Origin of the sequence: Arthrobacter sp. UCD-GKA, assembly GCF_001863355.1 — a bacterium.
In the GTDB taxonomy this organism is placed as follows: Bacteria; Actinomycetota; Actinomycetes; order Actinomycetales; family Micrococcaceae; genus Paeniglutamicibacter.
Genome location: NZ_MOLR01000009.1, coordinates 1 through 24,523 on the forward strand (window position 1 = coordinate 1; position 24,523 = coordinate 24,523).

Genomic DNA, 24,523 nt, shown 5'->3' on the forward strand with positions numbered 1-24,523 from the left:
CTCAGGCCGGCTACCCGTCGTCGCCTTGGTGAGCCATTACCTCACCAACAAGCTGATAGGCCGCGAGTCCATCCCTGACCAACAAGTCTTTCCACCAAGGACCATGCGGTCCACGGTGCATATCCGGTATTAGACCCAGTTTCCCAGGCTTATCCCGAAGTCAGGGGCAGGTTACTCACGTGTTACTCACCCGTTCGCCACTAATCATCTTGTGCAAGCACAAGACTCATCGTTCGACTTGCATGTGTTAAGCACGCCGCCAGCGTTCATCCTGAGCCAGGATCAAACTCTCCGTAAAAAAATACAGACACAACCAACACGACCCTGGAAAAAGGGTTGCGGGTTGCACCAAGTAAAAAAATCCCGGCAAATTGCCCCAGGCGCCCACACGGGGGTGCGGACCCTGAAACCATTCACCAATAAAATAAATAAATTGGTATCAACAAACTTGGCACACTATTGAGTTCTCAAACAACAGACAGCTCCCGGTTCGGCATCCGTGCGATCAAAGATCAGTCGGTGTTTCTTCCGGGGTGATGTGTAATAATTTAATACATGTTCTTCGCGGTGTCAAATCGGCTTTTCGCTAATTTATATTTGCGATAAACACATATTTTCTTTCAACGAATCAACGTTGTTAGAAGAATGTTTGTCATTCGCGGCTGGAAGCTTTTCGCTTGCCTTGGCCGCGGCGACTTAGAAAACAATACACAGGTTTCCCGGGCACGGCAAATCGTAGGTTCCTGCACCCAACAACCGTTAAATCCCCCGTGATCAAGAGGATTATGAACGATTCCGCAGCCAATTAACGAAAAACCGGGGCGAGGTCGTTGCCGTGATCCACAGCACTCCCCTCGCCCCGGTTTATTGCCTTCGAAAAAACCCGGTAATACGTCGCCTAATTACGCGACTTCAACAACGGCCAAGTTCTTCTTGCCGCGGCGAACCAGGAGGTACCGACCGTGCAGGAGATCCTCGCGGCTCACCACCGAATCAATGTCGGAGTACTTCACGTTGTTGACGTAGGCACCGCCCTCGCTCACAGTTCGGCGAGCAGCCGACTTGGATTCCGAAAGTCCCGACGCCATCAAGACGGAGATGATGTCCAGTTCTTCACCATCAACGGTGGTGCTGTTCAGCTCCTGGGTCGCCGCACGCAACGTGGCTTCGTCCATGTCGCGCAACTCGCCCTGCCCGAAGAGCGCAGCCGAAGCGGCAATGACCTTTTCGGTGGCTTCAACACCGTGGACCAAGGAGGTCACGAGGTATGCAAGTTCCTTCTGTCCCTTGCGGGCAAAGGGACGATCGGCGACTTCCTGTTCCAGTGCTTCGATCTCCGCACGTGTCAGGAACGTGAAGATCTTCAAGCGCGCAGCAACATCGGCGTCGGCGGTGTTGAGCCAGAACTGGTAGAAGGTGTACGGGCTGCACATCTCCGCATCCAACCAGATGGCGTTGCCTTCGGACTTGCCGAACTTGGTGCCGTCGGAATTGGTGATCAACGGCGTGCCGTACGCGTAGGCGCTCTTGCCCTCGACCTTGCGGATCAGGTCCGTGCCGCTGGTGAGGTTGCCCCACTGGTCCGAGCCGCCGGTCTGCAGGGCGCATCCGTACAGCTGGTGCAGCTTCAGGTAGTCATAGCCCTGCAGCACCTGGTAGCTGAACTCGGTGTAGCTGATGCCCTCGTCGGAGTTCAGGCGCGCGGCAACGGTTTCCTTCTTGATCATGGTGCCCACGCGGAAGTACTTGCCGACCTCGCGCAGGAAGTCGATGGCGCTCAGCTGCGCGGTCCAGTCCAGGTTGTTGACCATGCGCGCGGCGTTCTCGCCCTCGAAGGACAGGAAGCGGGCGACCTGCGCCTGCAGCTTGCCGACCCACTCGGCCACGGTTTCCTTGGTGTTCAACACCCGCTCGGCCGTCTGGCGCGGATCGCCGATCAAGCCGGTGGAGCCGCCGACCAGGCCCAGGGGCTTGTGGCCGGCCAGCTGCAGGCGGCGCATGTTCAGCAGCTGGACCAGGTTGCCCAGGTGCAGCGACGGCGCGGTGGGGTCGAAACCGCAGTAATAGGTAATGGACTCCTCGGAGAGCACCTTTTCCAGCTCGGCCTCATCGGTGGACACGTGGACCAGGCCACGCCACTTCAGCTCCTGCCAGATGTTGGCAAACGACGGATCATTACTTTGTCCCACCAGTGCGGGATTCTGCTCAATTTCAGACACCCTACTAAATTAGCAGTCTCCGCGCCGGATTACGCTTCCGTGTCAATGCCCGCCGGGATCGCGCCCTCGGCCAGGAGCCGCAGGCGCTGGGTGGTTCGGGTCATGGCGACGTACAGGTCACCGACGCTTCCCTCCACTTCGTCGACCAATTCCTGCGGTTCGATCACGAGCACCACGTCGAACTCCAGGCCCTTGGCCTCTCGTGCGCCAAGCACCACGATGTCCTGGCTCAGTCCACCGGAGCCGGTCCCCACGCGGCGGCCGAACTGCGCCACAACCGCTGCGCGCACATGTGCCAGGCGCGTTTCGGGCACGATGATCGCCAGCAGGCCGCCGTCGGCGATGGCCACCTCGCCGGGCAGCACCTCGTGCAGCTTGGCCAGCAGCTGGCCGGGAGCCAGCCGGTCGACCAGCGGCGGCCATTGGCCCTCGCGCACGGCCTTGGGCGTGGAGATCTTCAGCCCCGCGGCGTGGGCAACCCGGGTTGCGGCTTCGGCGATCTGCATGGGGGTGCGGTAGTTGACCGTCAGTTCCTCCAGCGTGAACCGCTCGGCCACGAACGGCTTCATGGCCTGGGCCCAGCTGTTGGCGCCCGAGGCCGAGGAGGTCTGGGCGATGTCCCCGACCACGGTGAAGGACTTCAGCGGGCAGCGGCGCATCAGCAGGCGCCRCTGCATCGGGGAAAGCTCCTGGGCCTCGTCCACCACCACGTGCCCGTAGGCCCAGTTCCTGTCGGCCACCGCACGCTCGGCGGCGGTTTGGCGTGCCTCGGTCTCCTGGTTCATGGCGGCCAGGTCCTCGGCATCGACCAGTCCGTCGATACCGGCGTTGAAGAGCATCTCGTTGACGTTGCGCAGGGTCGCCTCGGCGTTTTCCACGTCGCGCTTGAGTTGCGCCTCGACCCCCGCGTCCTTGTTGCCCACGGCCTTGAAATCGCCCAGCAGGTCCGCGGCCTCGTCCAGCAGCGGCACGTCGGACTCGGTCCACGGCGACCCGGCCTCCCGGTGCAGCGCCGCCAGTTCCCTGGCGTTCAGCTGCGGGGCGGCGGCCGCGAGCAGGTGCTCCTTGGCGAAGAGTTCCTCGAGCAGCGACTGCGGGGTCAGCGGCATCCAGCAGAGGTTCAGCGCGATGCGGACGTCGCGCGATTCGCGCACTTCCTGGAGAAGGTAGCTGCGGTCCACGGCGTTGCCGGTGCCCGAGGAATCCTCGAGGACCTGCTGCAGCTGGTCGGCAAGCTCGCGCACCAGGGTCTTGGTGAAGATTTCACGGGCCTCGTTGTGCGGCTTGCGGGAGGCCCGGGCCTTCTCGCGCGCATGGCGCACCGCACCGCGGGTGAGCACCAGCCGGGTGCCCTCGACCACGACGCGGCGGTCCTCGGCCAGCAGCCGCTGGCGGTTGGACACCGCCTTGGCCACGACCTTGGCCATGAAGGCCTTGCCCTTGATGCGGGCGGCCTCGCGGCTGTGCTCGGGCACCGCGTGGATCCCTGGATACAGCTCCCCCACCGAGGACATGACCACGCCGGTCTCGCCCAGCGAGGGCAGGACGCGCTCGATGTAGCGCATGAAGGAGTTCGAGGGTCCGACCAGCAGCACGCCGGCGGTCTTGAGCCGTTCGCGGTGTTCGTAGAGCAGGAAGGCCGCGCGGTGCAGCGCCACGGCGGTCTTGCCGGTGCCCGGCCCGCCCTGGACCACCAGCACCCCGGCCAGCGGGGAGCGGATGATCCGGTCCTGTTCGGCCTGGATGGTGCCCACGATGTCGCCCATGCGCCCGGTGCGCTTCTGCGTCAGGGCGGCCATCAGCGCGCCCTCGCCCTGCAGGCTGCCGTTTTCGCTGAAGAGTTCGGTGTCCAGGACCTCGTCGTCGATGCCCAGCACGGTGCGCCCGCGCAGCATCAGGTGGCGGCGGCGGCGCACGCCCTGGCGGTGCAAGGCGGTGGCCTGGTAGAAGGCCGCGGCCTCGGGGGCCCGCCAGTCCACCATCAGCCGGGTGAGGTCCTCGTCGGTCATCCCGATGCGCCCGATGTAGCGCGGGGATCCGGCTTCCTCCCCGGCCCGGTTGGCGTCGTCGTCCAGGTCCAGCCGGCCGAAGACCAGGCGGTCCTCCACGGCGTTGAGCTGTGCCAGGCGGTCCTCGTAGAGTGCGGCGAAGGAGTCGCGTTCGGACACGTTCTGGATGGAGCCCTGCGGGCCGGTGCGGCGGGTGCGGGTCAGCTGCTCGACCTTCTCGGCGCGCAGCTCGTCAAGGCGGCTATAGAGCATCGAAACGTAGTTGCGTTCGGCTTCGAGCTCCGGTTGAACGGTCGTGGACTCTGGCATTCAGCACTCCGATGAGGTAACGAAATCGTGGACAGACCAGTTTACGCTCTGCGGCGCCGGCCAATTGACCGGGCCGGGCAAGCGGCGGGTTAGACGAGCTGGAGGGAATGGACCTTCAGGCCGGCGAGCTTCCCGCGCCCGCCCAGGCCCTGAAGCTCCAGGACCACCCCGACACCGACAACCTTGGCCCCGACCTTTTCCAGCAGCCTGGCCGCGGATCCGACGGTGCCGCCGGTGGCCAGCACGTCGTCGAGGATCAGCACCCGGGTGCCCGGGGCGACGTCGTCGCGGTGCAGTTCCAGGGTTCCGGTGCCGTATTCGAGCGTGTACTCGTCGCGGTGCACCGGCCGCGGCAGCTTGCCGGCCTTGCGGATGGTGATCATTCCGGTGCCGGTGGCGTAGGCGGCGGCCGCTGCCATCACGAATCCGCGGGCCTCGAGCCCGGCAATGACGTCGAATTGGCCGGCGAAGGGCGCAATGACCTCGTCGACGATCCGGCGCAGCCCGGCGGGGTCGGCAAACACCGGGGTCAGGTCCTTGAACGAGATACCCGCCGCGGGGTAGTCCGGGACGATGGCGCTCAGGCGGTCAAGGAGGTCGCTAATGCTTTCAGGCTCTGGAATCACCCATCAAGTCTAGACCCTGCGGGCCCGGGTTCCTGGCGCGGCCGCCCGGCGGTAGGGCGAGACGCTGGGTTCGCCCGGCAGCCAGAAGCGCCACGGGTACTCCTCGGTGCCCCCGGCCCCGGCAACCCCGGTGCGCGGGCCGGCCAGGAAGGGGTGCGGGGCACCGGACAGGTTCTCCAGGCCCAGCTCCGGCCCCGGGGGCCCGGCGGTGCCGTCGCGGAAGCCGGCGGTGTTGTTGGCCAGGGTCAGGCCCAGCCCCTGGGCCAGTCGCGCCGGGCCGCTGAGCAGCCTGGTTTCGGGGCCCTTGGGGTGCCCGCGCCGGGCCAGGACCGTTTCGAGGCCCGTGACGACCTCGCCGGCACGCATCAGCACCGCCGAGGCGGTGCCTTCGGCCCCGCAGACCACGTTGGCGCAATGGTGCATCCCGTAGGTGAAGTAGACGTAGGCGGTGCCCGGCGGGCCGAAGAGCCCGGCGTTCCGGGCGGTCCGTCCGCGGTAGGCGTGGGATCCGGGGTCCCCGGACCCGTCGTAGGCCTCGACCTCCGTCAGCCGCACCACCACGAGCTGCCCGCCGATGTAGCTCGAGACGCGTGCGCCGAGCAGGTGCGGGGCCAAGTGCATCGATGGCAGTGCCAGCAGCTGGTCCCTCGTGCCTGTCCCCACGGCGTTCCGCCTCCCTGGATGTTCCTGTTGCCTGCTTACTGGTTCTTGGCCTTCAGCTTCACGAGCCAGGGGCCGAGCTCGGGAAGGTCGGCGCCGTCCGCGTCGGCGGTGGCCTGCACGGGCCCCAGCGGCGTGCGGCCGGCCAGCCATGCGGCCAGGTCGAAGACCGTGCCGCTGAGCACCGTGGCATCGTCCCCGTGGCCCAGGGTGATGCGCTGGGCGCCGTGCGGCTGGAGGATGTAGCGGCGGGATTCGGGCACCCGGGCCTCGAGCGCGTCGAAGAGGTGCGCGCAGAATTCCGGCTCCCAGTCGGCCACCGAATTCGACAGGGCCAAATCCGAGGTGTGGATGACCAGCTCGCGCCAGATCGCGTAGAAGAGGTCCTGAACGGTGCCGTTGCGGAACCCGGTGGCCAGGTTCCACTCCCCCGCGCTGATCCCGCGGATGCTGCTTTCCAGTCCGTCGAGGGATTCGGTGGCGCGGGCCACCAGCGCCTCGGGGCGCATCAACGCGGTGATCTCGATGGCATCGTGGCGCGCGTCCATTCCCCCGTCGTACATCTCGAAGGGCTCCTCGGCGCCGGCGGTGTCCAGTTGGCGGGCCGCTGCGCGGGAAAAGCCGTCGATGTGGGCCACGACGTGCGCGCGGTCCCAGCCGGGCAGCGCGCTGGGTCCGGTCGCGGCGGCCTCGTCCACGGTGGCGATGACCTGGCGGCCGGTGGACAGGGCGGCGAGGATCCGGGTTGTCAGGTCCTGTGGTGTGAGCTCACTCATACACCTCACCCTATCCGCACTCCGGGCAGGAAATCACGAAGGAGGGGCCCACCCGCCGGTGGGCCCCTCCCAGGGATCGTGGATCGGGGTGGGTCAGCCGGCGTAGGCGCGCACCGGAACCAGTGCATCCTTCAACGCCGCCAGCTGGGAGGCGACGGCCGAGGGCGCTGTGCCGCCCTGGGCGCTGCGCGAGTTCAGCGAGCCCTCGGTGGACAGCACGCTGCGGACCTCGGGGGTCAGGTGCCCGGAGATGCCCGCGTACTCGGCGTCGGACAGGTCCCAGAGCTCGACGCCCTTGGACTCGGCCAGCTTCACCGCGGCGCCGGAAAGCTCGTGGGCCTCGCGGAAGGGCACGCCCTGGCGGACCAGCCACTCGGCGATGTCGGTGGCCAGGGCAAAGCCCAGCGGTGCCAGCTCGGCCATGCGCTCGGTGTTGAACTTCAGGGTCGCGATCATGCCGGAGACCGCAGGGAGCAGCAGCTCGAGGGTGTCGGTCGCGTCGAAGACCGGTTCCTTGTCTTCCTGCAGGTCGCGGTTGTAGGCCAGCGGCAGCGCCTTGAGCGTGGCCATCAGCCCGGTCAGGTTGCCGATCAACCGGCCGGCCTTGCCGCGGGCCAGCTCGGCGACGTCCGGGTTCTTCTTCTGCGGCATGATCGAGGAGCCGGTGGAGAAGGCATCATCGAGGGTGACGAAGGAGAATTCCTTGGTGGCCCAGAGGATGACTTCCTCCGAGATGCGCGAGAGGTCCACCCCGATCATGGCCGCGACCCAGGCGTATTCGGCGAACACGTCGCGGGCGGCGGTGCCGTCGATCGAGTTCCAGGCCGCGGAGTCGAAACCGAGCTCGGTTGCCACGGCGTTGGGGTCCAGGCCCAGCGAGGAGCCTGCCAGGGCGCCGGAGCCGTAGGGGGAAACCGCTGCGCGCTTGTCCCAGTCGGCCAGGCGCTGGACGTCGCGCAGCATGGCCCAGGCGTGGGCCAGCAGGTGGTGGGAGAGCAGGATCGGCTGGGCGTGCTGCAGGTGGGTGCGCCCGGGCATGGCGGCGTTGGGGTGCGCCTCGGCCTGCTCGATGAGCGCGTCGATGGTGGCCAGCACTCCGCGGGCGATGATGCGGGCATGGTCGCGCAGGAACATGCGGCCGAGGGTCGCGATCTGGTCGTTGCGCGAGCGGCCGGCGCGCAGCTTGCCGCCCAGCGCGGTCCCGGCGCGTTCGATCAGGCCCCGCTCGAGGGAACCGTGGACGTCCTCGTCGGAGTCGGAGGCAACGTAGGCTCCGGAGACGACATCGGCTTCCAGCTCGTCCAGGGCCGCGATCATGCCGGCGAGTTCGGCGTCGTCAAGCAGCCCGGCGGTGTGCAGCACGCGGGCGTGGGCACGGGAGCCGGCGATGTCATAGCGGGCCAGGCGCCAGTCGAAGTGCGTGGACTTGCTCAGTGCCGCCAGCGCGTCGGCCGGGCCGCCGGCAAAGCGTCCGCCCCAGAGTGCACCTTCGTTTGTTGCCGATCCCATGTTCATCCTTCCGTGCGCCTTGTTCCGGCGCCGGGTCGCGAGGTGTCCAAATCCATTGCCCATCCTAATGCAGGGCCGTGCGCCGGCCCCGGATGAAACACCCCTGGTCTAATATTTATTCACAAGTCTACATAAATATTCACAACTCGTGCCCACGGGCAGTCCCTCCCGGGCCAACCGGTACGATTTGGGTATGACTGATTCGAGCGCCCCCGATTCCCTGAACGACGAAGAGATCGCGTTCCTGCACTCCATTTTCGACCTGGCCCGCGAGGGCAGCACCGAGAAGCTGATGCTGCTTCTGGACCAGGGGATTCCCGCCGACCTGACAGACCCCAAGGGCGACACCCTGATGATCCTGGCCGCCTACAACGGCCACAACGACATCGTTGCCGCCCTGCTCGAGCGCGGCGCGGACATCAACCGGCTCAACGACAAGGGGCAGGGCGCGCTGACCTGCGCGGTGTTCCGCAAGAACGAACCACTCGTCCGGCTCCTGCTGTCCAAGGGCGCCGACCCGCGCCTGGGGGCGCAGAACGCCATCGCCGTGGCCAAGATGTTCGAGCTGCCCGAGTTCGAGGCAGTGATCGCGGAGTACCTGTAGGCCTCCGCGGCCCGCACCGCGGGCACTATACGGCCGCGGGTTGCAGCTGGACAGGGGGCCGGTGCACATCGGTACGCAACCGTGACAGTCCCCCGCCAGCCCCCGGCCAGATCCCTGTCACACAAGCCCCCCGAGGCCCGGCTTTTGGCACCCTTTTCGGCTTTGCGCTAGTCACACCTGAGAATCCCCTGTGTGACCCTGCACAAGGGCAGGACCGGCGCGTATCGTGGTGCTTATCAGGTGTACTGGATCACTGACAGGAGCGAACAAATGCATATCGACATCGTGCGAGGGGACATCACCGAACAAAAGGTCGATGCGATCGTCAATGCTGCAAATCCCTCCCTGCTTGGTGGCGGCGGCGTTGACGATGCCATCCACGCGGCGGCCGGCCCGTCCCTGCTGGCCGAATGCCGGAAGCTGAGGGCCACGACCCACCCGGACGGACTGGCCTCCGGGCTCGCCCTGGCCACGGGTGCCGGGGACCTTCCCGCGCGCTGGGTCATCCACACCCCGGGCCCCAACCGCCACGTGGGACAGACGAACCCCAAGACTCTGGACAAGTGCTTCACCAACTCCTTGTACGTCGCCTCGCGGCTGGGAGCCACCAGCATTGCTTTTCCGGCCATCGGCGCCGGGGCCTACGGCTGGGCCCCGGAGGACGTCGCGTCGATCGCCGCCCACGCCATCCACGAGTGGTTCGAGCTGTACGTGCACTCCACTTCGATCCACCGGGTCGTGCTGGTTGCCTACAACGACGAGGTCGAAGCCGCCTTCCGCAAGGCCTTTGACACTCCGCGCACCGAGAGCCAGCTCGTCCACGGTCCGTAGTGCACGCCCGGCCGACCCACCGGCAAAGCAAGGCTCCCCGGGGGCTGCCCGCGCATCGCGCGGGCAGCCCCCGGGCATTTCCCGGGTGTCGCACGCCTTCCCCATTTGCGCGCCTGCACCCATTCCGAAACCGGGCCCTACCGGGAATCGCTGCTGTTTGCGTCCGCTCCCCCGGCACCCAGGGCCTTGATGTAGCCGATCGCCGGCCCGAGCCCGTCCACGACCAGCTCGAAGACAATCTCCCGGCCTTCCCTGCGCCTGCGGGACAGGCCGGCCTCCACGAGGATCCTCAGGTGCTTGGCCACGGCCTGCCTGCTGATCCCCAACGGCGCACTCAATCGAGACGCACTGGCCGCCTTATCTCCTAGTAGCGCAAGCACCTGCCGCCGGGTCTCGTCCGACAACGCCGCAAAGATCAGCTGAGTCGCTTCGGTGCCCGGCCGCCCCGTCATTTGTCGCTCAAATAACGCTGCGCCGCGAGCATCTCGGCAGTCCACCCCCGGGTGTTGGCGCTGATGACGCGGGCATGTTCGTCCTGGTCGAAGGCGGCGAAGCCACTTTCCATGACCCGCAGCCTGACCGCACCGGAGTTGGTGGTTTCGACCCAGAACTCAATGAGCGTATTGGGAACCGGATCGTCCCATGCGTCGCCTCCCAGCGAACGGAAGGCCGCGTAGCCCGGTGCCTCGAGGGCGATCGTCTCGAATTCGAACTGGCCGTAGATGGCGTCATGGACGGTGGAGAAGGCGCCGTTGGTTTCAATGCGGTGTGGCGTGATGGCCCCGCCATTGATGAACCAGCCAGGCTCGCTGACCAGCTTCCAGACGGCTTCCGCGGTGGCGGTGATGTCGATGGTTGCCTCGATGGCATCCTGTCGTTCGGTGTCCATGTGTTTCCCCTCGAGACGCAAAGCCCTTGTGCAACAACATGGTTGCACAAGGGCTTTCGTTGCACAAGGGCCTACGCGCCGGTAGCCGCCATGGGTTCGACGGCCCGCACTGCACCGGAAGGATCCGGGCCGACGGCCCCTGAAGCCAGGATGCCCGTGGTCCCGATGACGATGCCGGCCAGGATCACCAGCAGCACCAGGGCAAGCAGGATCGATCCGAGCACCGCGGCTCTCTTGCGTGGTTCCATGTTTGCCTCCCGGGGCCCGGAATCCGGTGTGCCTGCTACTGCGGGTCGGCCAGTGCCAGGAACCGGGCGGCAACCTCGGCGCCGCCGTCGACCTCGCGGGTCACCAGCATGACGGTGTCGTCCCCGGCAATGCACCCCAGGATCTGCGGCATGGTGGAGTGGTCGATGGACAGGGCCAGGAAGTTTGCGGCCCCCGGCGGGGTGCGCAGCACCACGATGTTCCCCGAGGCCTCGGCGGTGATCAGCAGTTCGGCGCATTGCTTGGCGAGCTTGGCGTCATGGATTTCCTGGCTGACCCCTGCCTGCGGGCTGCGGTCCCCGCCCTCCTGGCGCACCGCATAGACCAGCCCGCCGTCGACCCCGCGCACCCGCACCGCACCAAGTTCCACCAGGTCCCTGGACAGCGTGGCCTGGGTGACGGCCATTCCGTCCTCGGCCAACAGGGCCACCAGTTCGGCCTGCGAACGGACGGTTTGGGTGGACAGGATCGAGCTCACCCGCGCCTGGCGGGCGATCTTCGTTGTTGGCTGGAACGATGCGGGGGTGCTCATCGGCCGGTTTCCACTCCGGCAACCTCTGCCAGGCCCGACTTGGCCAGCAGCCAGGCCATGATGGCCTTCTGTGCGTGTACGCGGTTCTCGGCCTCGTCAAAGACGACCGACTGCGGGCCGTCAATGACGTCCGCGGAGATCTCGTAGCCGCGGTAGGCAGGCAGGCAGTGCAGCACCACGGCGTCCTTGTCCGCGTGGGCCATGGCCGCCGAATCCACGGCATAGTCGCGGAACAGCTCCATGCGCTGGGCCTTCTCGTCTTCCTGGCCCATGGAGACCCAGGTGTCGGTGGCCACCACGTCGGCGCCGGCCAGGGCAGCGGCGGCGTCGGTGGTCACCAGCACCGAGCCGCCGGTTTCGGCGGCGCGGGCCTCGGCCGCGGCAACGATCTCCGCGGCCGGCAGGTAACCCTCGGGACCGGCAATGCGCACGTGCATGCCGGCGGTGACCCCGGCCAGCAGGTAGGAGTTGGCCATGTTGTTGGCCGAGTCCCCCAGGTAGGCCATGGACAGCCCGGCCAGCGTGCCCTTGTGCTCGCGCACTGTGAGCAGGTCGGCCAAAAGCTGGCAGGGGTGGTAGTCGTCGGAGAGTGCGTTGATGACCGGGACCGAAGAGTTCTGCGCCATTTCCTCCAGGCCGGCCTGGGCGTAGGTGCGCCACACGATGGTGGAGACCATGCGCTCGAGGACCTTGGCCGAATCGGAGATTGATTCCTTGTGGCCCAGCTGGGACTCGGCGGAGTTGATGATCAGCGGGGAGCCGCCGAGCTCGGCGATGCCGGCGGCGAAGGAGACTCGGGTGCGGGTGGAGGTCTTGTCGAAGAAGACCGCCACCGTCTGCGGGCCGGCGTAGGGCTTGTATCCGTATTTGTCTTTTTTCATGGCCACGGCAAGGTCAAGGACCTCGCCCTGTTCGGCCTGGGTCAGATCCAGGTCGGTCAGGAAATGGCGAACGGTGTTGGTCATGGTCGCGGGTCCTATTCCTTGGTGGCGGCAACGGCGGCGGCGTAAAGCGCCGGCAGTGCCGCAACGAACGTGTCGAGTTGCTCGGTGGTGATGATCAGCGGGGGTGCCAGGCGCAGCGTGTGGGGGCCCGGGGCGTTGACGATGAACCCGGCATCCAGTGCCGCGGACACCACGGCCGGTGCGACCGCCGCGTCCAGGTCCAGCCCGATGAGCAGGCCCCGGCCGCGGACGGCGGTGACGAAGTCGAGGGCCGCAAACTTGGTCCGCAGCTGCTCCCCCACGGACGTCACCTGGGCCAGCAGGCCCTGGGTTTCGATGACGTGCAGGGTCGCCAGGGCCGCGGCGGTGGCCACGGGGTTTCCGCCGAAGGTGGTGCCGTGCTGTCCGGGGGTCAGCAGGCCGGTGGCCTGCGTGCCGAAGACGATCATGGCACCGATGGGGAATCCGCCGCCCAGGCCCTTGGCCAGGGTCATCGCATCGGGGGTGACCCCGGCGGAGGCGAACCATTCACCGGTGCGGCCGATGCCGGTCTGGACCTCGTCGAAGACCAGCAGCGCGCCGGCCTCCGCGGTGATCGTCCGTGCCGCTTGCAGGTAGCCGGGGGCGAATTCGATGACACCGGCTTCGCCCTGGATGGGCTCGATGAACACCGCGGCGGTGTTCTCGTCCACCGCGGCGCGCAGCGCCTCGATGTCGCCGGCCGGGATCCATTCCACGCCGCCGGGCAGCGGTTCGAACGGTTCGCGGTAGGCCTGCTTCCAGGTCAGTGCGAGCGCGCCCATGGTCCGGCCGTGGAAGGCCTGTTCCAGGGCAATGATCTTGGTCCGAGGAGCCTGCGGGGTGCCGGCGTTGCGGCGGGCCAGCTTGAAGGCGGCCTCGTTGGCCTCGGTGCCGGAGTTGGTGAAGAAGACCTTGGAACCTTCCGGTGCCTGGCTGATTTCCAGCAGTTTTTCGGCCAGGGCGATCTGGGTGGGGCTGGTGAAGAAATTGGAGATGTGTCCCAGCGTGGCCAGCTGGGAGGAAATCACCGAGGTGACCAGCGGGTGTGCGTGGCCCAGGGCGTTCACCGCGATCCCGGAGAGCAGGTCAAGGTATTCCTTGCCGTCCGCGTCCCACACGTGGCAGCCGGCCCCGCGGACCAGCACACGTTGCGGGGTGCCGAAGACACCGAGCAGCGAGTGGTTGTAGCGGGCCAGCAATTCGCTGCCGGCCAGGGCGTTCAGGGCGCCGGTTTCCTGTTCAATGATCTCGTTCATGCCTTGTCCTTGGGAATGACTTGGGTTCCGACGCCGGCGGAGGTGAAGACCTCCAGCAGCATGGAGTGCGGTTGGCGGCCATCGACGATGTGGGCCTGGCCCACGCCCTCGTCCACGGCCTTGAGGCAGGCTGCCATCTTGGGGATCATGCCCGATTCCAGCGAGGGCATCAGGTCGCGCAGCGCCTCGGTGTCCAGCGAGGAGATCAGCGACGACCTGTCCGGCCAGGCGGCGTAGAGCCCCTCGACGTCGGTGAGGATCACCAGCTTGGAGGCGCCCAGCGCGCTGGCCAGCGCCGCGGCGGCGGTGTCGGCGTTGACGTTGAGCACCTGCCCGGTGGGGTTGTCCTTTTCGTCGACCTCCGGGGCCACGGTGGAGACGACCGGGATCTTGCCGGCGGCCAGCAGGTCCAGGATCTGGTCGGGTTTGACGCCCGTGACCTCGCCGACGAGCCCGAGGTCCACGTGCTGCCCGGCGATGTAGGTCCCCGTGCGCACGGCGCGCAACAGGGCACCGTCCTCGCCGGAGAGTCCCACCGCGTAGGGGCCGTGCGAGTTGATCAATCCGATCAGTTCGCGCTGCACCTGCCCGGTGAGCACCATGCGGACCACGTCCATGGCTTCGGGGGTGGTGACGCGCAGCCCGCCCTTGAATTCGGAGGTGATGCCCAGGCGGCTGAGCATGGAATTGATCTGCGGGCCTCCCCCGTGCACGACCACGGGGTTGATGCCCACGTGGCGCAGGAAGACGATGTCCTCGGCGAAGGCGCGGCGCAATTCCTCGTTGACCATGGCGTTGCCGCCGTACTTGATCACCATGGTGGTGCCGGCGAAACGCTGGATCCAGGGAAGCGCCTCGATCAGGGCCTCGGCCTTGCGCTGTGCCACATCCATGGACGTGGGTGTTTTCTCGGACATGCTCTGGGGTGATCCTCACTGGGACGTTTGGGTCGAATGGTGGTGCCCCTTGGCGGGCAACGGGTTCTTTCCCCGTTACCCGCCAAGGGGCGAAATGCGCCGTCTAGCTGCTGTAGGCGGAGTTCTCGTGGACGTAGTCGTGGGTCAGGTCGTTGGTCCACAGGCTGGCCTCGGCCGCGCCGGCGTTCAGGTCGATTTCCACCAGCACCTGGCGACCGGTGAGGTCCACCAGGTTCCTGTCGTCGCCCACCCCGCCGTTGCGGCAGACCTGCACGCCATTGATGGACACGTTCAGTTCGTCGGCTTCGAAGGCCGCCTGGGTGGTTCCCACCGCGGAGAGCACCCGTCCCCAGTTGGGGTCCTGGCCGAAGATCGCGGTCTTGAAGAGGTTGGAGCGGGCCACGGTGCGCGAGACCTCAACGGCTTCGTCCTCGGTGGCCGCGTTGAAGGTGCGGATGGTGATCTCGTGGGCCGCGCCCTCGGCGTCGGAGATCAGCGCCTTGGCCAGCTCCACGCAGGTTGCGGCAAGCCCGGCGGAGAACTCCGCAAGGTCCGGGACGGTGCCCGAGGCACCGGAAGACATCAAGATGACGGTGTCGTTGGTGGACATGCAGCCATCCGAGTCGGCCCGGTCGAAGCTCACGCGGGTGGCCTGGCGCAGTGCGGCATCCAGCTGGGCCGCCTCCAGCACGGCGTCGGTGGTGATGACCACGAGCATGGTGGCCAGTCCGGGGGCGAGCATGCCCGCGCCCTTGGCCATGGCGCCGATCGAGTAGCCGGTGCCGGCGAACCCGGCCTGCTTGGACACGGTGTCGGTGGTCATGATGGCGGTGGCGGCCGCCGCTCCCCCGTCGAACTCGTTGCCGGTGCCCAGGGCGGCGGCCGCGGCGTCGACGCCGGGGATGATCTTGTCCATCGGCAGCTGCTCGCCGATCAGCCCGGTGGAGCACACCAAAACGTCCCCGCTGGAAACGCCCAGCACCGCGGCGACGTGCTCGGCGGTGGCGTGGGTGTTGGCGAAGCCCTCGGGGCCGGTGCAGGCGTTGGCGCCGCCGGAGTTCAGCACCACGGCGTCCGCGCGTCCATCGGTGATGACCTGGCGTGACCAGTGCACCGGGGCGGCGGCCACGCGGTTGGAGGTGAACACTGCCGCGGCGTCGAAGCGCGGGCCGTTGTTGCGCACCAGGGCCAGGTCCGGGTTTCCGGAGGCCTTGAGTCCGGCGGTGATGCCCGAGGCGTCGAAGCCTACCGGGGTGGTGATTCCCATGGGTGCGGTGCTCACGGTGCTACTCCTTCAAGTGCCAGGCCGGCGGTTTCGTTCAGGCCCAGGGCGATGTTCATGGATTGGACGGCGCCGCCGGCGGTGCCCTTGGTCAGGTTGTCGATGACGGCCGAGACGATGACACGGCCCGCGTGCGGGTCGAACGCCAGCTGGATCTGGGCGTGGTTCGAGCCCATGACCGAGGAGGTCGCGGGCCATTGGCCCTCGGGCAGCACGTGCACGAAAGGCTCGTCGGCGTAGGCCGCGGTCCAGGCGGCGCGCAGCGTTGCCTCGTCCACGCCGGGCTTGACCTTGGCGGTGGCGGTGGTGAGGATGCCGCGGGGCATCGGGGCGAGTGTCGGGGTGAAGGAGACCGTCACCGGGACCCCTGCCGCGTTGGACAGGCCCTGTTCCATTTCCGGGGTGTGGCGGTGGGACCCGCCCACGCCATAGGGGTTCATCGATCCCATGACCTCGGAGCCGATGAGGTTGACCTTGGCGCTCTTGCCGGCACCGGAGGTTCCGGAGGCGGAGACCACCACGACGTCGTCGGGCTCGAGCAGGTTCGCGGCGAAGCCTGGCACCAGGGCCAGCTGGACCGAGGTCGGGTAGCAGCCGGGCACCGCGATGCGCTTGGCACCGACAAGCAGCTCCCGGGCGCCGGGCAGCTCGGGCAGTCCGTAGGGCCAGGTTCCGGCGTGTGCCGAACCGTAGAACTTTTCCCAGGCCTCGGGCGATTCGAGGCGGTGGTCCGCGCCGGCATCGATGACCAGGGTCTCGGCCGGGAGCCGGGAGGCGATTTCGGCGCTGTGACCGTGCGGCAGGGCCAGGAATACGACGTCGTGTCCGCTCAGCTGCTCGACGGTGGTTTCCACCAGGATGCGGTCCGCCAGGGAATGCAGGTGCGGGGCGAGTTCGCCCAGTCGCTGTCCGGCGTTCGAGTGGGCGGTGATGGCCCCGATGGTCACGTCCGGGTGATTGGACAGCAAGCGCAAGACCTCGCCGCCGGCATACCCACTGGCTCCGGATACAGCTACTGAAATCGTCATGAACCAACCCTACTACGCATTTATGCACGATTACTAATAAATATTCACACTGGGGTGTCTCATCACGCAACATCCCCTCCACCGGGCCCGGATGAATCGAGGTCAAACGCTATGGTTGTCACAAATCCAAGAGCAAACCAAGGAGTTGCGCACGTGAGTCCCCATGCAATTATCGCCCGCGAGGCCGGCGGGCCCGAAGTTTTCGACTATGTTTCCTCGGAACCCCCCTCGCCGCGTGCCGGGCAGGTGCTGGTGAAGGTCGCCGCCGTCGGGGTCAACTTCATCGAAACCTACCAGCGCTCGGGCGTCTACAAGGTCAGCTACCCCTTCACCCCGGGCAGCGAATACGCCGGCACCGTCGAGGCCATCGGGGACGGGGTCACCGGCTTTGCCGTTGGCGACCGGGTGGCCACCACGGAGGGTTCCAAGGCGTACGCAAACTACACGCTGCTGGACGCCGAGAAGGCATTGCCGGTTCCCGCGAGCGTCGCGCTGGATGTTGCCGGCGCACTGCCGCTGCAGGGCATCACCGCCCACTACCTCGTCAATTCCAGCTACAACGTGCAGCCCGGCGACACCGTGCTGACCTACGCCGGGGCCGGCGGGGTGGGCCTGCTGCTGATCCAGCTGCTCAAGCTGCGCGGGGCCACCGTCATCACCACCACCTCGACCCCGGAAAAGGCGGAACTGGCGCGCGGCGCCGGCGCCGACCACGTCCTGGGCTACGACGAGGTCCCGGCGCGCGTCCGCGAAATCACCGGTGGCCGCGGCGTGGATGTCGTGTATGACGGCATCGGCAAGGACACCTTCGACGGATCCCTCGAATCCCTGAAGGTCCGCGGCACCCTGGTGCTCTTCGGCGGCGCCTCGGGCCAGGTCCCGCCCTTCGACCTGCAACGCCTGAATGCGCACGGCTCGCTCACCGTGACCCGGCCCAAGATCGCCGACTTCCTGCTGGATGCCGAGGAGCGCCGCTGGCGCTCGAGAGAGATCTTTGGCCTGGTGGCGGATGGCAAGCTCGATGTCAGGATCGGCGCCCGCTTCCCGCTGGCCGAGGCCGGGGCCGCGCACGCGGCCCTCGAATCCCGCGCGACCACAGGCAAGGTCATCTTGCTTCCGTAGCCGCGACCAGGTCCTTGGCGCACGTCGCGGGCTGCCCCTCCGGAGCCTTGCTTCCGAGGGGCGGCCCGCGCCGCGCCCGGCCGAGATGCCAGACTCCCGGTGGGGCAGGCACGATCGAGGACGCCGGGTCAGCCGCGTCGCACACGCCGTCTTCACTGCCACCGCGTGCCTCCGGGCACTCCAGCCCGAGCGGGGTCCTGGCCAAGCCCGCTCAACGACCAGGGGTGGGCCGGAGTCGATGGCGGCTAACACAATGCGCGAAGATACCTCCGGCGAACAATTCGCTGCACGATCAGGAGCAAGGGGAACAGCGCCCGCCAGGGCTGCTGCGGTGCAGCACGCGTGAGGGATCGTACGGTGAGGCGCACTTCGTCGCCGTGGCGGCTGAGCACGAAGGCCTCCTCGCCACTGACCGGGCGCCCGGGGAGGGTGCGGTAGGAAAATCCGACCCGGTCCGGCTCATCCACGACGGCCACCACTTCCACCGGCTCGATGATGCGGACCCCGAAGAGGCGCGCAGTGACCTCCACCCGGTCGCCCGGCCCGACGGGAGCGTCCGAGCTCACCGCGAAGCCGCTTGCGGTCTTGACTCCCCAGCGCAGCACTTCCGCGCTGGTGCGTTCCCAGACCGCATCCCCGGTTCCAATGACCGACCGAGCCTCCGAGCGGCGATACTTTCCGTCGCCGGGCGGCCAATGGTCAAGGTCCGGATTCGTCATGTTCCATGCTCCTCGTGGTGTCCGCAGGCCATCCAGCTGATGCCCTAGGGACATCCTTGCCTACATTCCACCGCCGGGCGGATTCTTGGCCGCCCGCAGGCCGGCTCCCCGCGGCCACGCGATGCCCGCCACGCCGGCACCACTCACCTGCCGCACACCCGCGGGCCACGGTCGTGGGGAGCCCGGAACTTGCATTCAATAGATAAGAATGAATTGACTTCTTTGCGTTAACCTCTTGACTGCAAAGCATGTGTGACGCAGGCTTCAATGCATGACCGACGCACCACGTGCCAAACCCGGAAGAGAAAACCCGGGTTCCCAATCAGCCCTGCGCAAGCTCAACGAGCAGCGCATCCTGGACACCCTGGCCTCGCACGGAACACTGACCCAGGCAGGCTTGGCGCGCGTCACCGGGCTGTCCACGGCAACGGTCTCCAATATCGTCAAGACCCTGGCCGCGGAGAACCGCGTGGAAACCACCTCGGTCACCAGCTCCGGCCGGCGGGCGCTTGGCGTGAGCCTCCTGGACGTGTCCGATGTGGCCGCCGGCATCGACTTCGGGCGCAGCCACGTACGCGTTGTCCTGGCCCGCCCGGGATTCCGCCTGCTTGACGAGGCCTCCGCCGCGCTGCCCATCGGGCACCGGGTCGAGGACAGCATCGCCATCGCCGCCCGGATGCTCACCGAGGCCTGCGAGCGCACCGGCACCAACCCCCGGCAACTGCTGGGCGCCGGGATCGGGGTCCCCGGGCCCATAGACCACCGGACCAACAGGGTCATCCACGGGGCGATCCTGCCCGACTGGGTGGGCATCGACATTGCCGAACAGCTGCGCAGCGCACTGGGGATCCCCGTCATCATTGACAACGACTCGAACCTCGGGGCGCTGGCCCAGGTCACCTGGGGCGAGCACCAGACCTGCGCCAACCTGTGCTTCCTGAAGATCGGCAGCGGGATCGGCTCTGGCCTGATCCTGAACGGCTCGCTGTACTACGGGCACCTGGGGATCACCGGAGAGATCGGGCATTCGACCATTTTCAACCAGGGACTGATCTGCCGCTGCGGCAACCGGGGCTGCCTGGAAACCGTGGCTTCGACCTTCACCATGACCCAGATGCTTGGCCACGCCGAGGGCCGGAGCATCACCGTGGAGGAGATCATTGATCGCGCCCTGGGCGGCGACTCGGCAACGCTGCGCGTCATCGACGACGCCGGGGTTGCCGTCGGGCATGCGCTGGCGAACGTCGCCAACCTGATCAACCCCGAGGCCATGGTCATCGGCGGACCGCTGGCGCCGCTGGGCGAGCTGCTCCTGGATCCCATCCGACGCGGCCTGAACCGCCACGCAATTCCGGTGGTCGGCGAAAACACGTCCCTGCACATGTCCATGCTCGGCGACCGCGCCGAGGCACTCGGCGCGGTCGCGCTGGTGCTTCGCCAGGACGCTTCCGGGCATTCCCCGGACCGGCGGAAGGCAACAAGTCGATGAAGATTGCGTTCAGTAGTTGACGGCAAGGTGTGACGCGGGTAACCATTAGGTGGCACTGAGACACTTTTAGACAATTTCTCACATTTTCAAACAACTCTTGGAGGCAGACATGCGCCGTAGTCTTACATTGATTGCAGCGGCCGCGACATTGGGACTCACCCTCGCCGGGTGTGGCGGCTCCGGACAGGCCCCCGCCGAATCGGCGGCACCGGCCAGCGAGGCCACCGGCGAGGTAGGCGTGTTCACGTGGTGGGCAGACGGCTCGGAGAAGGCCGGCCTTGACGCCCTGGTTGACGTCTTCAAGACCGACTACCCCAACCTGACCTTCGACAACCTCGCGGTTGCCGGCGGCGCCGGCTCCCAGGCCAAGAGCGTGCTTGCCGCGCAGCTCAAGGCAGGAACCCCGCCGGACTCGTTCCAGGCACACGCCGGTGCCGAACTGCAGGACTACATCGACGCCGACCAGCTCGAGGACCTCACCGGCTTCTACACCGAGAACAAGCTCACCGACCAGTTCCCCAAGGACCTGATCGACCGGCTCACCGTTGACGGCAAGATCTACTCGGTCCCCTCCAACATCCACCGCTCCAACGTGGTGTGGGCCAACGTCAAGGTGCTGGAGAAGGCAGGGGTCGACCCGGCCAAGCCGGCAGACAGCCTCGAGGCCTGGTTCGCCGACATGGACAAGATCAAGGCCAGCGGCAAGACCCCGCTGGCGGTCGCCGGYACCTGGACCCAGACCCAGCTGTTCGAAAACGTGCTGCTCTCCTCCCTGGGCGTCGACGGCTACAACGGGCTTTGGAACGGGCAGACCGACTGGAAGGGTGCAGAGGTCACCAAGGCCATCGAGGCCTACAAGAWGACGCTGAGCTACACCAACTCCGACCGCGACTCCCTCAGCGACTGGGCCCCGGCCACGCAGCTGGTCGAGGACGGGGCGGCCGCCTACAACCTCATGGGCGACTGGGCCGAGGCCAAGTTCGCACAGGACGGCAAGAAGGCCGGCACCGACTACTCCTACTTCCCGATGCCGGGAACCGCAGGGGTCTTCAACTTCCTCGCCGACTCCTTCACCCTGCCGGTGGGCGCCCCCAACCCGGCCGGGGCCAAGGCCTGGCTGAGCACCATCGGCTCCGCCGAGGGCCAGACGGCATTCAACAAGGTCAAGGGATCGATCCCGGCGAACACCACCGCCAAGACCGATGACTTCTCCGAGTACCAGAAGAGCGCCATCAAGGACTTCTCCCAGGACAAGATCGTTTCCTCCCTTGCCCACGGCGCAGCGGTTCCGGTGGCCTGGCTCAACGAGCTGAGCACCGCGGTCAGCAAGTTCGGCGGCGACGGCAACGTCTCGGCCCTCCAGGACGCGGCGGCAGCCACTGCCGACAAGTTCGCCAAGTAACAACACCACCATGGACGTGGGGGCGGTCGCAGCCGATCCGGCAGCAACCGCCCCCGCCTTCATGCGGCGCCCATTTCCCCAGGGAGGAACCCATGCTTAGGCGCGTAAAACATTGGGGACCGGGACTCTTGCTCCTGGCTCCCACCATCATCCTGGTTGGCGTGTTCGTCTACTGGCTGATCATCGAAAACTTCCGGGTCAGCCTGACCAACCAGCACACGGCCAGGCCCAGCGACAAGTACGTCGGCTTCGATAACTACACCAACCTGCTGGCCGATCCGAACTTCCAGCACTCGCTGTGGAACCTGCTGATCCTCACCATCGTCTTTTTGGGCGGCACCCTGATCTTCGGCTTCCTCTGGGCCTGGATGCTGGACAAGCCCGCCAAGGGCGAGGGCTTCTTCCGCGCCGTCTACCTCTTCCCGATGTCGGTCTCCTTCATCGCCTCCGGCGTGGTCTGGCGCTGGCTGCTCTCCTCCCTGCAGACCGACCAGCCCGGCGGCGAACGCACCACCGGCCTGAACCGGCTGCTGGATTCGGTGGGCCTGGGCTTCATGCAGAACGACTGGTGGTCCAACCCGACCTGGGGCATCGCCGCCATCGCCGTCCCGGCCATCTGGCAGCTCTCCGGCTACGTCATGGCCCTGTTCCTGGCAGGCTTCCGCGGCATCCCCGAGGAACTGCGCGAGGCCGCCCGCATCGACGGCTGCAGCGAATGGAAGCTCTACCGCCACGTGATCTTCCCGCAGCTGAACCCCGTCATGCTCTCGGCGGTGATCATCATCGGCCACATGTCGCTGAAGCTCTTCGACCTCATCCGCGCGATCGTCCCCGATGCCAACACCTACGACGTCCAGGTCCCGGCGACCATGATGTGGGTCAAGTACATCGGCAGCGACTACGCCGACGCCGCAGCAATCGGCATGATCCTGCTGGTGCTCGTTGCCCTCGTGGTGGTCCCCTACCTCATGTACACCTCGCGAGCGGAGAAGCGCTAATGGCCACCTCGATCCTTGACCGCACCGCGGCCCCGGCCGCCAACACGGCCTTGGGCGCCCCGAACCCGGGCCGCCGCCGGATCAACCGCACCCTGAAGTACGCATTGCTGATGCTCTTCGTGGTGATCGTGCTGATCCCCGCCTACGTCCTGCTGATCACCAGCTTCAAGGGCAGCGCCGACGCCGACCCGTCGCGGGCCTGGTTCCTGCCCACCACCTGGGAAACCGGCGGCTGGTCCAAGGCCTGGACCACGCTGGCCCCGGCGCTGGGACGCACCTTCGCCCTGGTGGTCCCGGCCGCCGTCATTTCCGCCACCCTGGGCTCGATCAACGGCTACGTGCTGTCCAAGTGGCGCTTTCCCGGCGCCAACGTGGTGTTCACGCTGATCCTCTTTGGCATGTTCATCCCCTACCAGGCGGTCATGATCCCGCTGACCCAGCTGATGAGCAACCTCGGGGTGCCCCAGGGCGTTCCGTCGCTGATGCTGCTGCACATCGTCTACGGGCTGCCGATCTGCACGCTGATCTTCCGCAACTACTACGAGTCGGTGCCGTCCGAACTCATCGAGGCCGCCCGCATGGACGGCGCCGGGATCCTGCGCACCTATGCCTCGGTGATCTTCCCGGTCTCCGCGCCCGGCTTCGTGGTCGTGCTGATCTGGCAGTTCACCTCGGCCTGGAACGACTACCTGTTCGCCGCGTTCTTCTCCTCCGGACGCAACGGGCCGGTGACCATCGCGCTGAGCTTCCTGGCCGGCGGCCAGCTCACCGACTACGGGGCCTCCATGGCCGGCGCGCTGATCGCCTCGGTGCCGACGCTTCTGGTCTACATCCTGCTGGGCAAGTACTTTGTCGGCGGGCTGATGAGCGGTTCGGTCAAGGGCTGAGGCCCTCCGCAAGCCGATAACATGCGTGGGTGCGTTTGCCGTTGCGGCGGGCGCACCCACGTTCTTTGTGCCCGGCGCAATGCTCAGGGCGCCCAGACGATGCTTCCCCGCAGGGTGCCGGGAAGCACGCGCCCCAGGGAGTCGGGGGTCCCCGGCAACGGCTCGAGCACGCGCGTGCCGGCGGCGCGCAGCAGCGGGTGCCGCTGCTCGCCGGCAACCACCGGGATCCCGCCCTTCCCCGCCAGGCCCTCCCCGGAGGCCTTGGCCACCGCTTCCTTCAGCGCCCACCACCGGGCCCGCAATTGCTGCCGTTCCTCTCCCGGCAGCGCCCGAAGCCGGGCGCGCTCCCCCGGTGCGTAGGCGTAGTCCTCGAGCAGGTTCCCGTCGCCCGGGCCGAATGCGGCATCGGCCGAATCGGCCAGGTCCACGCCCAGCCGCCCGCGGCCGGGGGCCAGGCCCAGCAGCAGCCAACCCGCGGTGCGGGCGTAGGACAGCGCATAGCCGTCCCCGCGATCAGGCAGGCGCAGCCGCGGGGTCCCGTGCGCGGTGGAGGCGCATTGCGGACACCACTGGGCGATCTCGAGCTCGCCGGGCAGGACCTCGCGGCCCTGCACCCCCGCGAGGCCCAGCAGTTCGGCCGCGAGCACCCGGGCCAGGATCCGCCCGGCCACGAAGTACTCGCGCGGGCGCCCGGCCGCGTAGCCTCGGGCGCGGTCGAGCTCGGCCGCCAGCAGCCGGACCCCGGGGTGCGCCGCCGCGGCGGACAACGGGGCAACGGCCCACCACGGGGCAGCGGGGCCGTGGCCTCCTCCGGGTGCTGCTTGCAGGTCCATGCGGGTCCCCCTGGTGTGCTGGATCGGCGGCTTGTTTCGGCTGCCTCGAGTATGTCGCACCGGGCAGGGGATTCCGGAATCGTGTCCTGGCTCGCGGCGGTGTGGCCCGGCACATGATCCGCGGCACATTGCGGCGAATCCCCCATGCCGTCCACCTTGTGTATGCCCGGCGTTAACCTTGCCTGCATAGGTTTGCCGCGTACGTGCCGGCCGAGCGGTGGCGGGCGCCCCGGCGGCGCTGCGGATCCCGGCAGGGCCCCAGCGTCTTGGGTCTCCCCGCAGGGGAAGTCCGGGCACCACTTTTCAAGAAAGCCACAGTGGATACGACACCCAGCACTCCCGACCTGGCAACCGCCACCGCCGCCTTCCCGCCGCAATACCCCGGCAGCGACCT

General features: G+C 67.2%; 24 protein-coding genes and 1 rRNA gene. 7 read left to right on the forward strand and 18 right to left on the reverse strand.

Annotated features, from left to right (window positions below):
- The 7 genes from BLJ79_RS15980 to argH form a co-directional block, all read right to left on the reverse strand.
- A 16S ribosomal RNA gene (locus BLJ79_RS15980) occupies window positions 1-298 on the reverse strand; the annotation flags it as partial.
- 604 nt (window positions 299-902) lie between these two features.
- Complete coding sequence (gene tyrS, locus BLJ79_RS15985) at window positions 903-2,192, reverse strand: tyrosine--tRNA ligase (RefSeq protein WP_502686109.1); 1,290 nt, start codon at window positions 2,190-2,192, stop codon at window positions 903-905.
- Between the two features lie 56 nt (window positions 2,193-2,248).
- Window positions 2,249-4,537, reverse strand: coding sequence for a HelD family protein (locus tag BLJ79_RS15990; RefSeq protein ID WP_071215771.1), 2,289 nt, complete (start codon window positions 4,535-4,537; stop codon window positions 2,249-2,251).
- An 89-nt stretch (window positions 4,538-4,626) separates the two neighbouring features.
- A complete protein-coding gene (locus BLJ79_RS15995) occupies window positions 4,627-5,163 on the reverse strand; it encodes an adenine phosphoribosyltransferase (RefSeq protein WP_071215772.1) in 537 nt (178 codons plus the stop codon).
- Between the two features lie 9 nt (window positions 5,164-5,172).
- Window positions 5,173-5,826 (reverse strand): DNA-3-methyladenine glycosylase, encoded by a 654-nt coding sequence (locus BLJ79_RS16000; protein WP_286135464.1) that lies wholly within the window; start codon window positions 5,824-5,826, stop codon window positions 5,173-5,175.
- Between the two features lie 35 nt (window positions 5,827-5,861).
- A complete protein-coding gene (locus BLJ79_RS16005) occupies window positions 5,862-6,599 on the reverse strand; it encodes a maleylpyruvate isomerase family mycothiol-dependent enzyme (protein ID WP_071215773.1) in 738 nt (245 codons plus the stop codon).
- Window positions 6,600-6,692: 93 nt separating this feature from the next.
- A complete protein-coding gene (gene argH / locus BLJ79_RS16010) occupies window positions 6,693-8,108 on the reverse strand; it encodes an argininosuccinate lyase (protein WP_071215774.1) in 1,416 nt (471 codons plus the stop codon).
- Window positions 8,109-8,301: 193 nt separating this feature from the next.
- Between argH and BLJ79_RS16015 the strand changes: the two genes are divergently transcribed.
- Together BLJ79_RS16015 and BLJ79_RS16020 are read left to right on the forward strand one after the other, a co-directional pair.
- Window positions 8,302-8,712, forward strand: coding sequence for an ankyrin repeat domain-containing protein (locus BLJ79_RS16015; RefSeq protein WP_071215775.1), 411 nt, complete (start codon window positions 8,302-8,304; stop codon window positions 8,710-8,712).
- 270 nt (window positions 8,713-8,982) lie between these two features.
- A complete protein-coding gene (locus tag BLJ79_RS16020) occupies window positions 8,983-9,543 on the forward strand; it encodes an O-acetyl-ADP-ribose deacetylase (protein WP_071215776.1) in 561 nt (186 codons plus the stop codon).
- 137 nt (window positions 9,544-9,680) lie between these two features.
- Here the strand turns inward: BLJ79_RS16020 and BLJ79_RS16025 are convergent, their stop codons facing one another.
- From BLJ79_RS16025 to argC, 9 genes are all read right to left on the reverse strand, one after another.
- Window positions 9,681-9,995: an ArsR/SmtB family transcription factor gene (locus tag BLJ79_RS16025; protein WP_071215777.1), complete on the reverse strand. Its 315-nt coding sequence runs from the start codon at window positions 9,993-9,995 to the stop codon at window positions 9,681-9,683.
- Window positions 9,992-10,432, reverse strand: coding sequence for an SRPBCC family protein (locus tag BLJ79_RS16030; RefSeq protein ID WP_071215778.1), 441 nt, complete (start codon window positions 10,430-10,432; stop codon window positions 9,992-9,994). The genes BLJ79_RS16025 and BLJ79_RS16030 overlap by 4 nt, the downstream gene beginning before the upstream one ends.
- A 71-nt stretch (window positions 10,433-10,503) precedes the next feature.
- On the reverse strand, window positions 10,504-10,680 hold the full coding sequence (locus tag BLJ79_RS23405; RefSeq protein ID WP_175475509.1) for a hypothetical protein: 177 nt from the start codon (window positions 10,678-10,680) through the stop codon (window positions 10,504-10,506).
- A 35-nt stretch (window positions 10,681-10,715) separates the two neighbouring features.
- Entirely contained in the window at window positions 10,716-11,231 is a 516-nt protein-coding gene (locus BLJ79_RS16035) for an arginine repressor (RefSeq protein ID WP_071215779.1), read from the reverse strand.
- The gene (gene argF, locus BLJ79_RS16040; RefSeq protein WP_071215780.1) at window positions 11,228-12,196 is read right to left on the reverse strand and encodes an ornithine carbamoyltransferase; all 969 of its coding nucleotides are present in this window, start codon (window positions 12,194-12,196) and stop codon (window positions 11,228-11,230) included. The genes BLJ79_RS16035 and argF overlap by 4 nt, the downstream gene beginning before the upstream one ends.
- A gap of 11 nt (window positions 12,197-12,207) precedes the next feature.
- Complete coding sequence (locus BLJ79_RS16045; RefSeq protein WP_071215781.1) at window positions 12,208-13,452, reverse strand: acetylornithine transaminase; 1,245 nt, start codon at window positions 13,450-13,452, stop codon at window positions 12,208-12,210.
- The gene (gene argB, locus BLJ79_RS16050; protein WP_071215782.1) at window positions 13,449-14,369 is read right to left on the reverse strand and encodes an acetylglutamate kinase; all 921 of its coding nucleotides are present in this window, start codon (window positions 14,367-14,369) and stop codon (window positions 13,449-13,451) included. Before argB ends, BLJ79_RS16045 begins: the two co-directional genes overlap by 4 nt.
- 103 nt (window positions 14,370-14,472) lie before the next feature.
- The gene (gene argJ / locus BLJ79_RS16055; RefSeq protein WP_071215891.1) at window positions 14,473-15,636 is read right to left on the reverse strand and encodes a bifunctional glutamate N-acetyltransferase/amino-acid acetyltransferase ArgJ; all 1,164 of its coding nucleotides are present in this window, start codon (window positions 15,634-15,636) and stop codon (window positions 14,473-14,475) included.
- An 11-nt stretch (window positions 15,637-15,647) separates the two neighbouring features.
- Complete coding sequence (argC, locus tag BLJ79_RS16060; protein WP_071215783.1) at window positions 15,648-16,679, reverse strand: N-acetyl-gamma-glutamyl-phosphate reductase; 1,032 nt, start codon at window positions 16,677-16,679, stop codon at window positions 15,648-15,650.
- Window positions 16,680-16,790: 111 nt separating this feature from the next.
- Between argC and BLJ79_RS16065 the strand changes: the two genes are divergently transcribed.
- Window positions 16,791-17,801 carry a quinone oxidoreductase family protein gene (locus tag BLJ79_RS16065; RefSeq protein WP_071215784.1) on the forward strand — a complete coding sequence of 337 codons (1,011 nt, stop codon included), beginning with the start codon at window positions 16,791-16,793 and terminating at the stop codon, window positions 17,799-17,801.
- A gap of 245 nt (window positions 17,802-18,046) precedes the next feature.
- Here BLJ79_RS16065 and BLJ79_RS16070 read toward each other — a convergent pair whose 3' ends face one another.
- Complete coding sequence (locus tag BLJ79_RS16070) at window positions 18,047-18,520, reverse strand: DUF1990 domain-containing protein (protein ID WP_071215785.1); 474 nt, start codon at window positions 18,518-18,520, stop codon at window positions 18,047-18,049.
- 271 nt (window positions 18,521-18,791) lie between these two features.
- Between BLJ79_RS16070 and BLJ79_RS16075 the strand changes: the two genes are divergently transcribed.
- From BLJ79_RS16075 to BLJ79_RS16090, 4 genes are all read left to right on the forward strand, one after another.
- Window positions 18,792-20,009 (forward strand): ROK family transcriptional regulator, encoded by a 1,218-nt coding sequence (locus tag BLJ79_RS16075; protein WP_071215786.1) that lies wholly within the window; start codon window positions 18,792-18,794, stop codon window positions 20,007-20,009.
- A 109-nt stretch (window positions 20,010-20,118) separates the two neighbouring features.
- Complete coding sequence (locus BLJ79_RS16080; RefSeq protein WP_071215787.1) at window positions 20,119-21,411, forward strand: ABC transporter substrate-binding protein; 1,293 nt, start codon at window positions 20,119-20,121, stop codon at window positions 21,409-21,411.
- A 92-nt stretch (window positions 21,412-21,503) separates the two neighbouring features.
- On the forward strand, window positions 21,504-22,409 hold the full coding sequence (locus tag BLJ79_RS16085; RefSeq protein WP_071215788.1) for a carbohydrate ABC transporter permease: 906 nt from the start codon (window positions 21,504-21,506) through the stop codon (window positions 22,407-22,409).
- A complete protein-coding gene (locus tag BLJ79_RS16090) occupies window positions 22,409-23,296 on the forward strand; it encodes a carbohydrate ABC transporter permease (protein WP_071215789.1) in 888 nt (295 codons plus the stop codon). Before BLJ79_RS16085 ends, BLJ79_RS16090 begins: the two co-directional genes overlap by 1 nt.
- Window positions 23,297-23,379: 83 nt before the next feature.
- Here BLJ79_RS16090 and BLJ79_RS16095 read toward each other — a convergent pair whose 3' ends face one another.
- Window positions 23,380-24,129: a 4'-phosphopantetheinyl transferase family protein gene (locus BLJ79_RS16095; protein WP_071215790.1), complete on the reverse strand. Its 750-nt coding sequence runs from the start codon at window positions 24,127-24,129 to the stop codon at window positions 23,380-23,382.
- Window positions 24,130-24,523 lie beyond the last annotated feature (394 nt).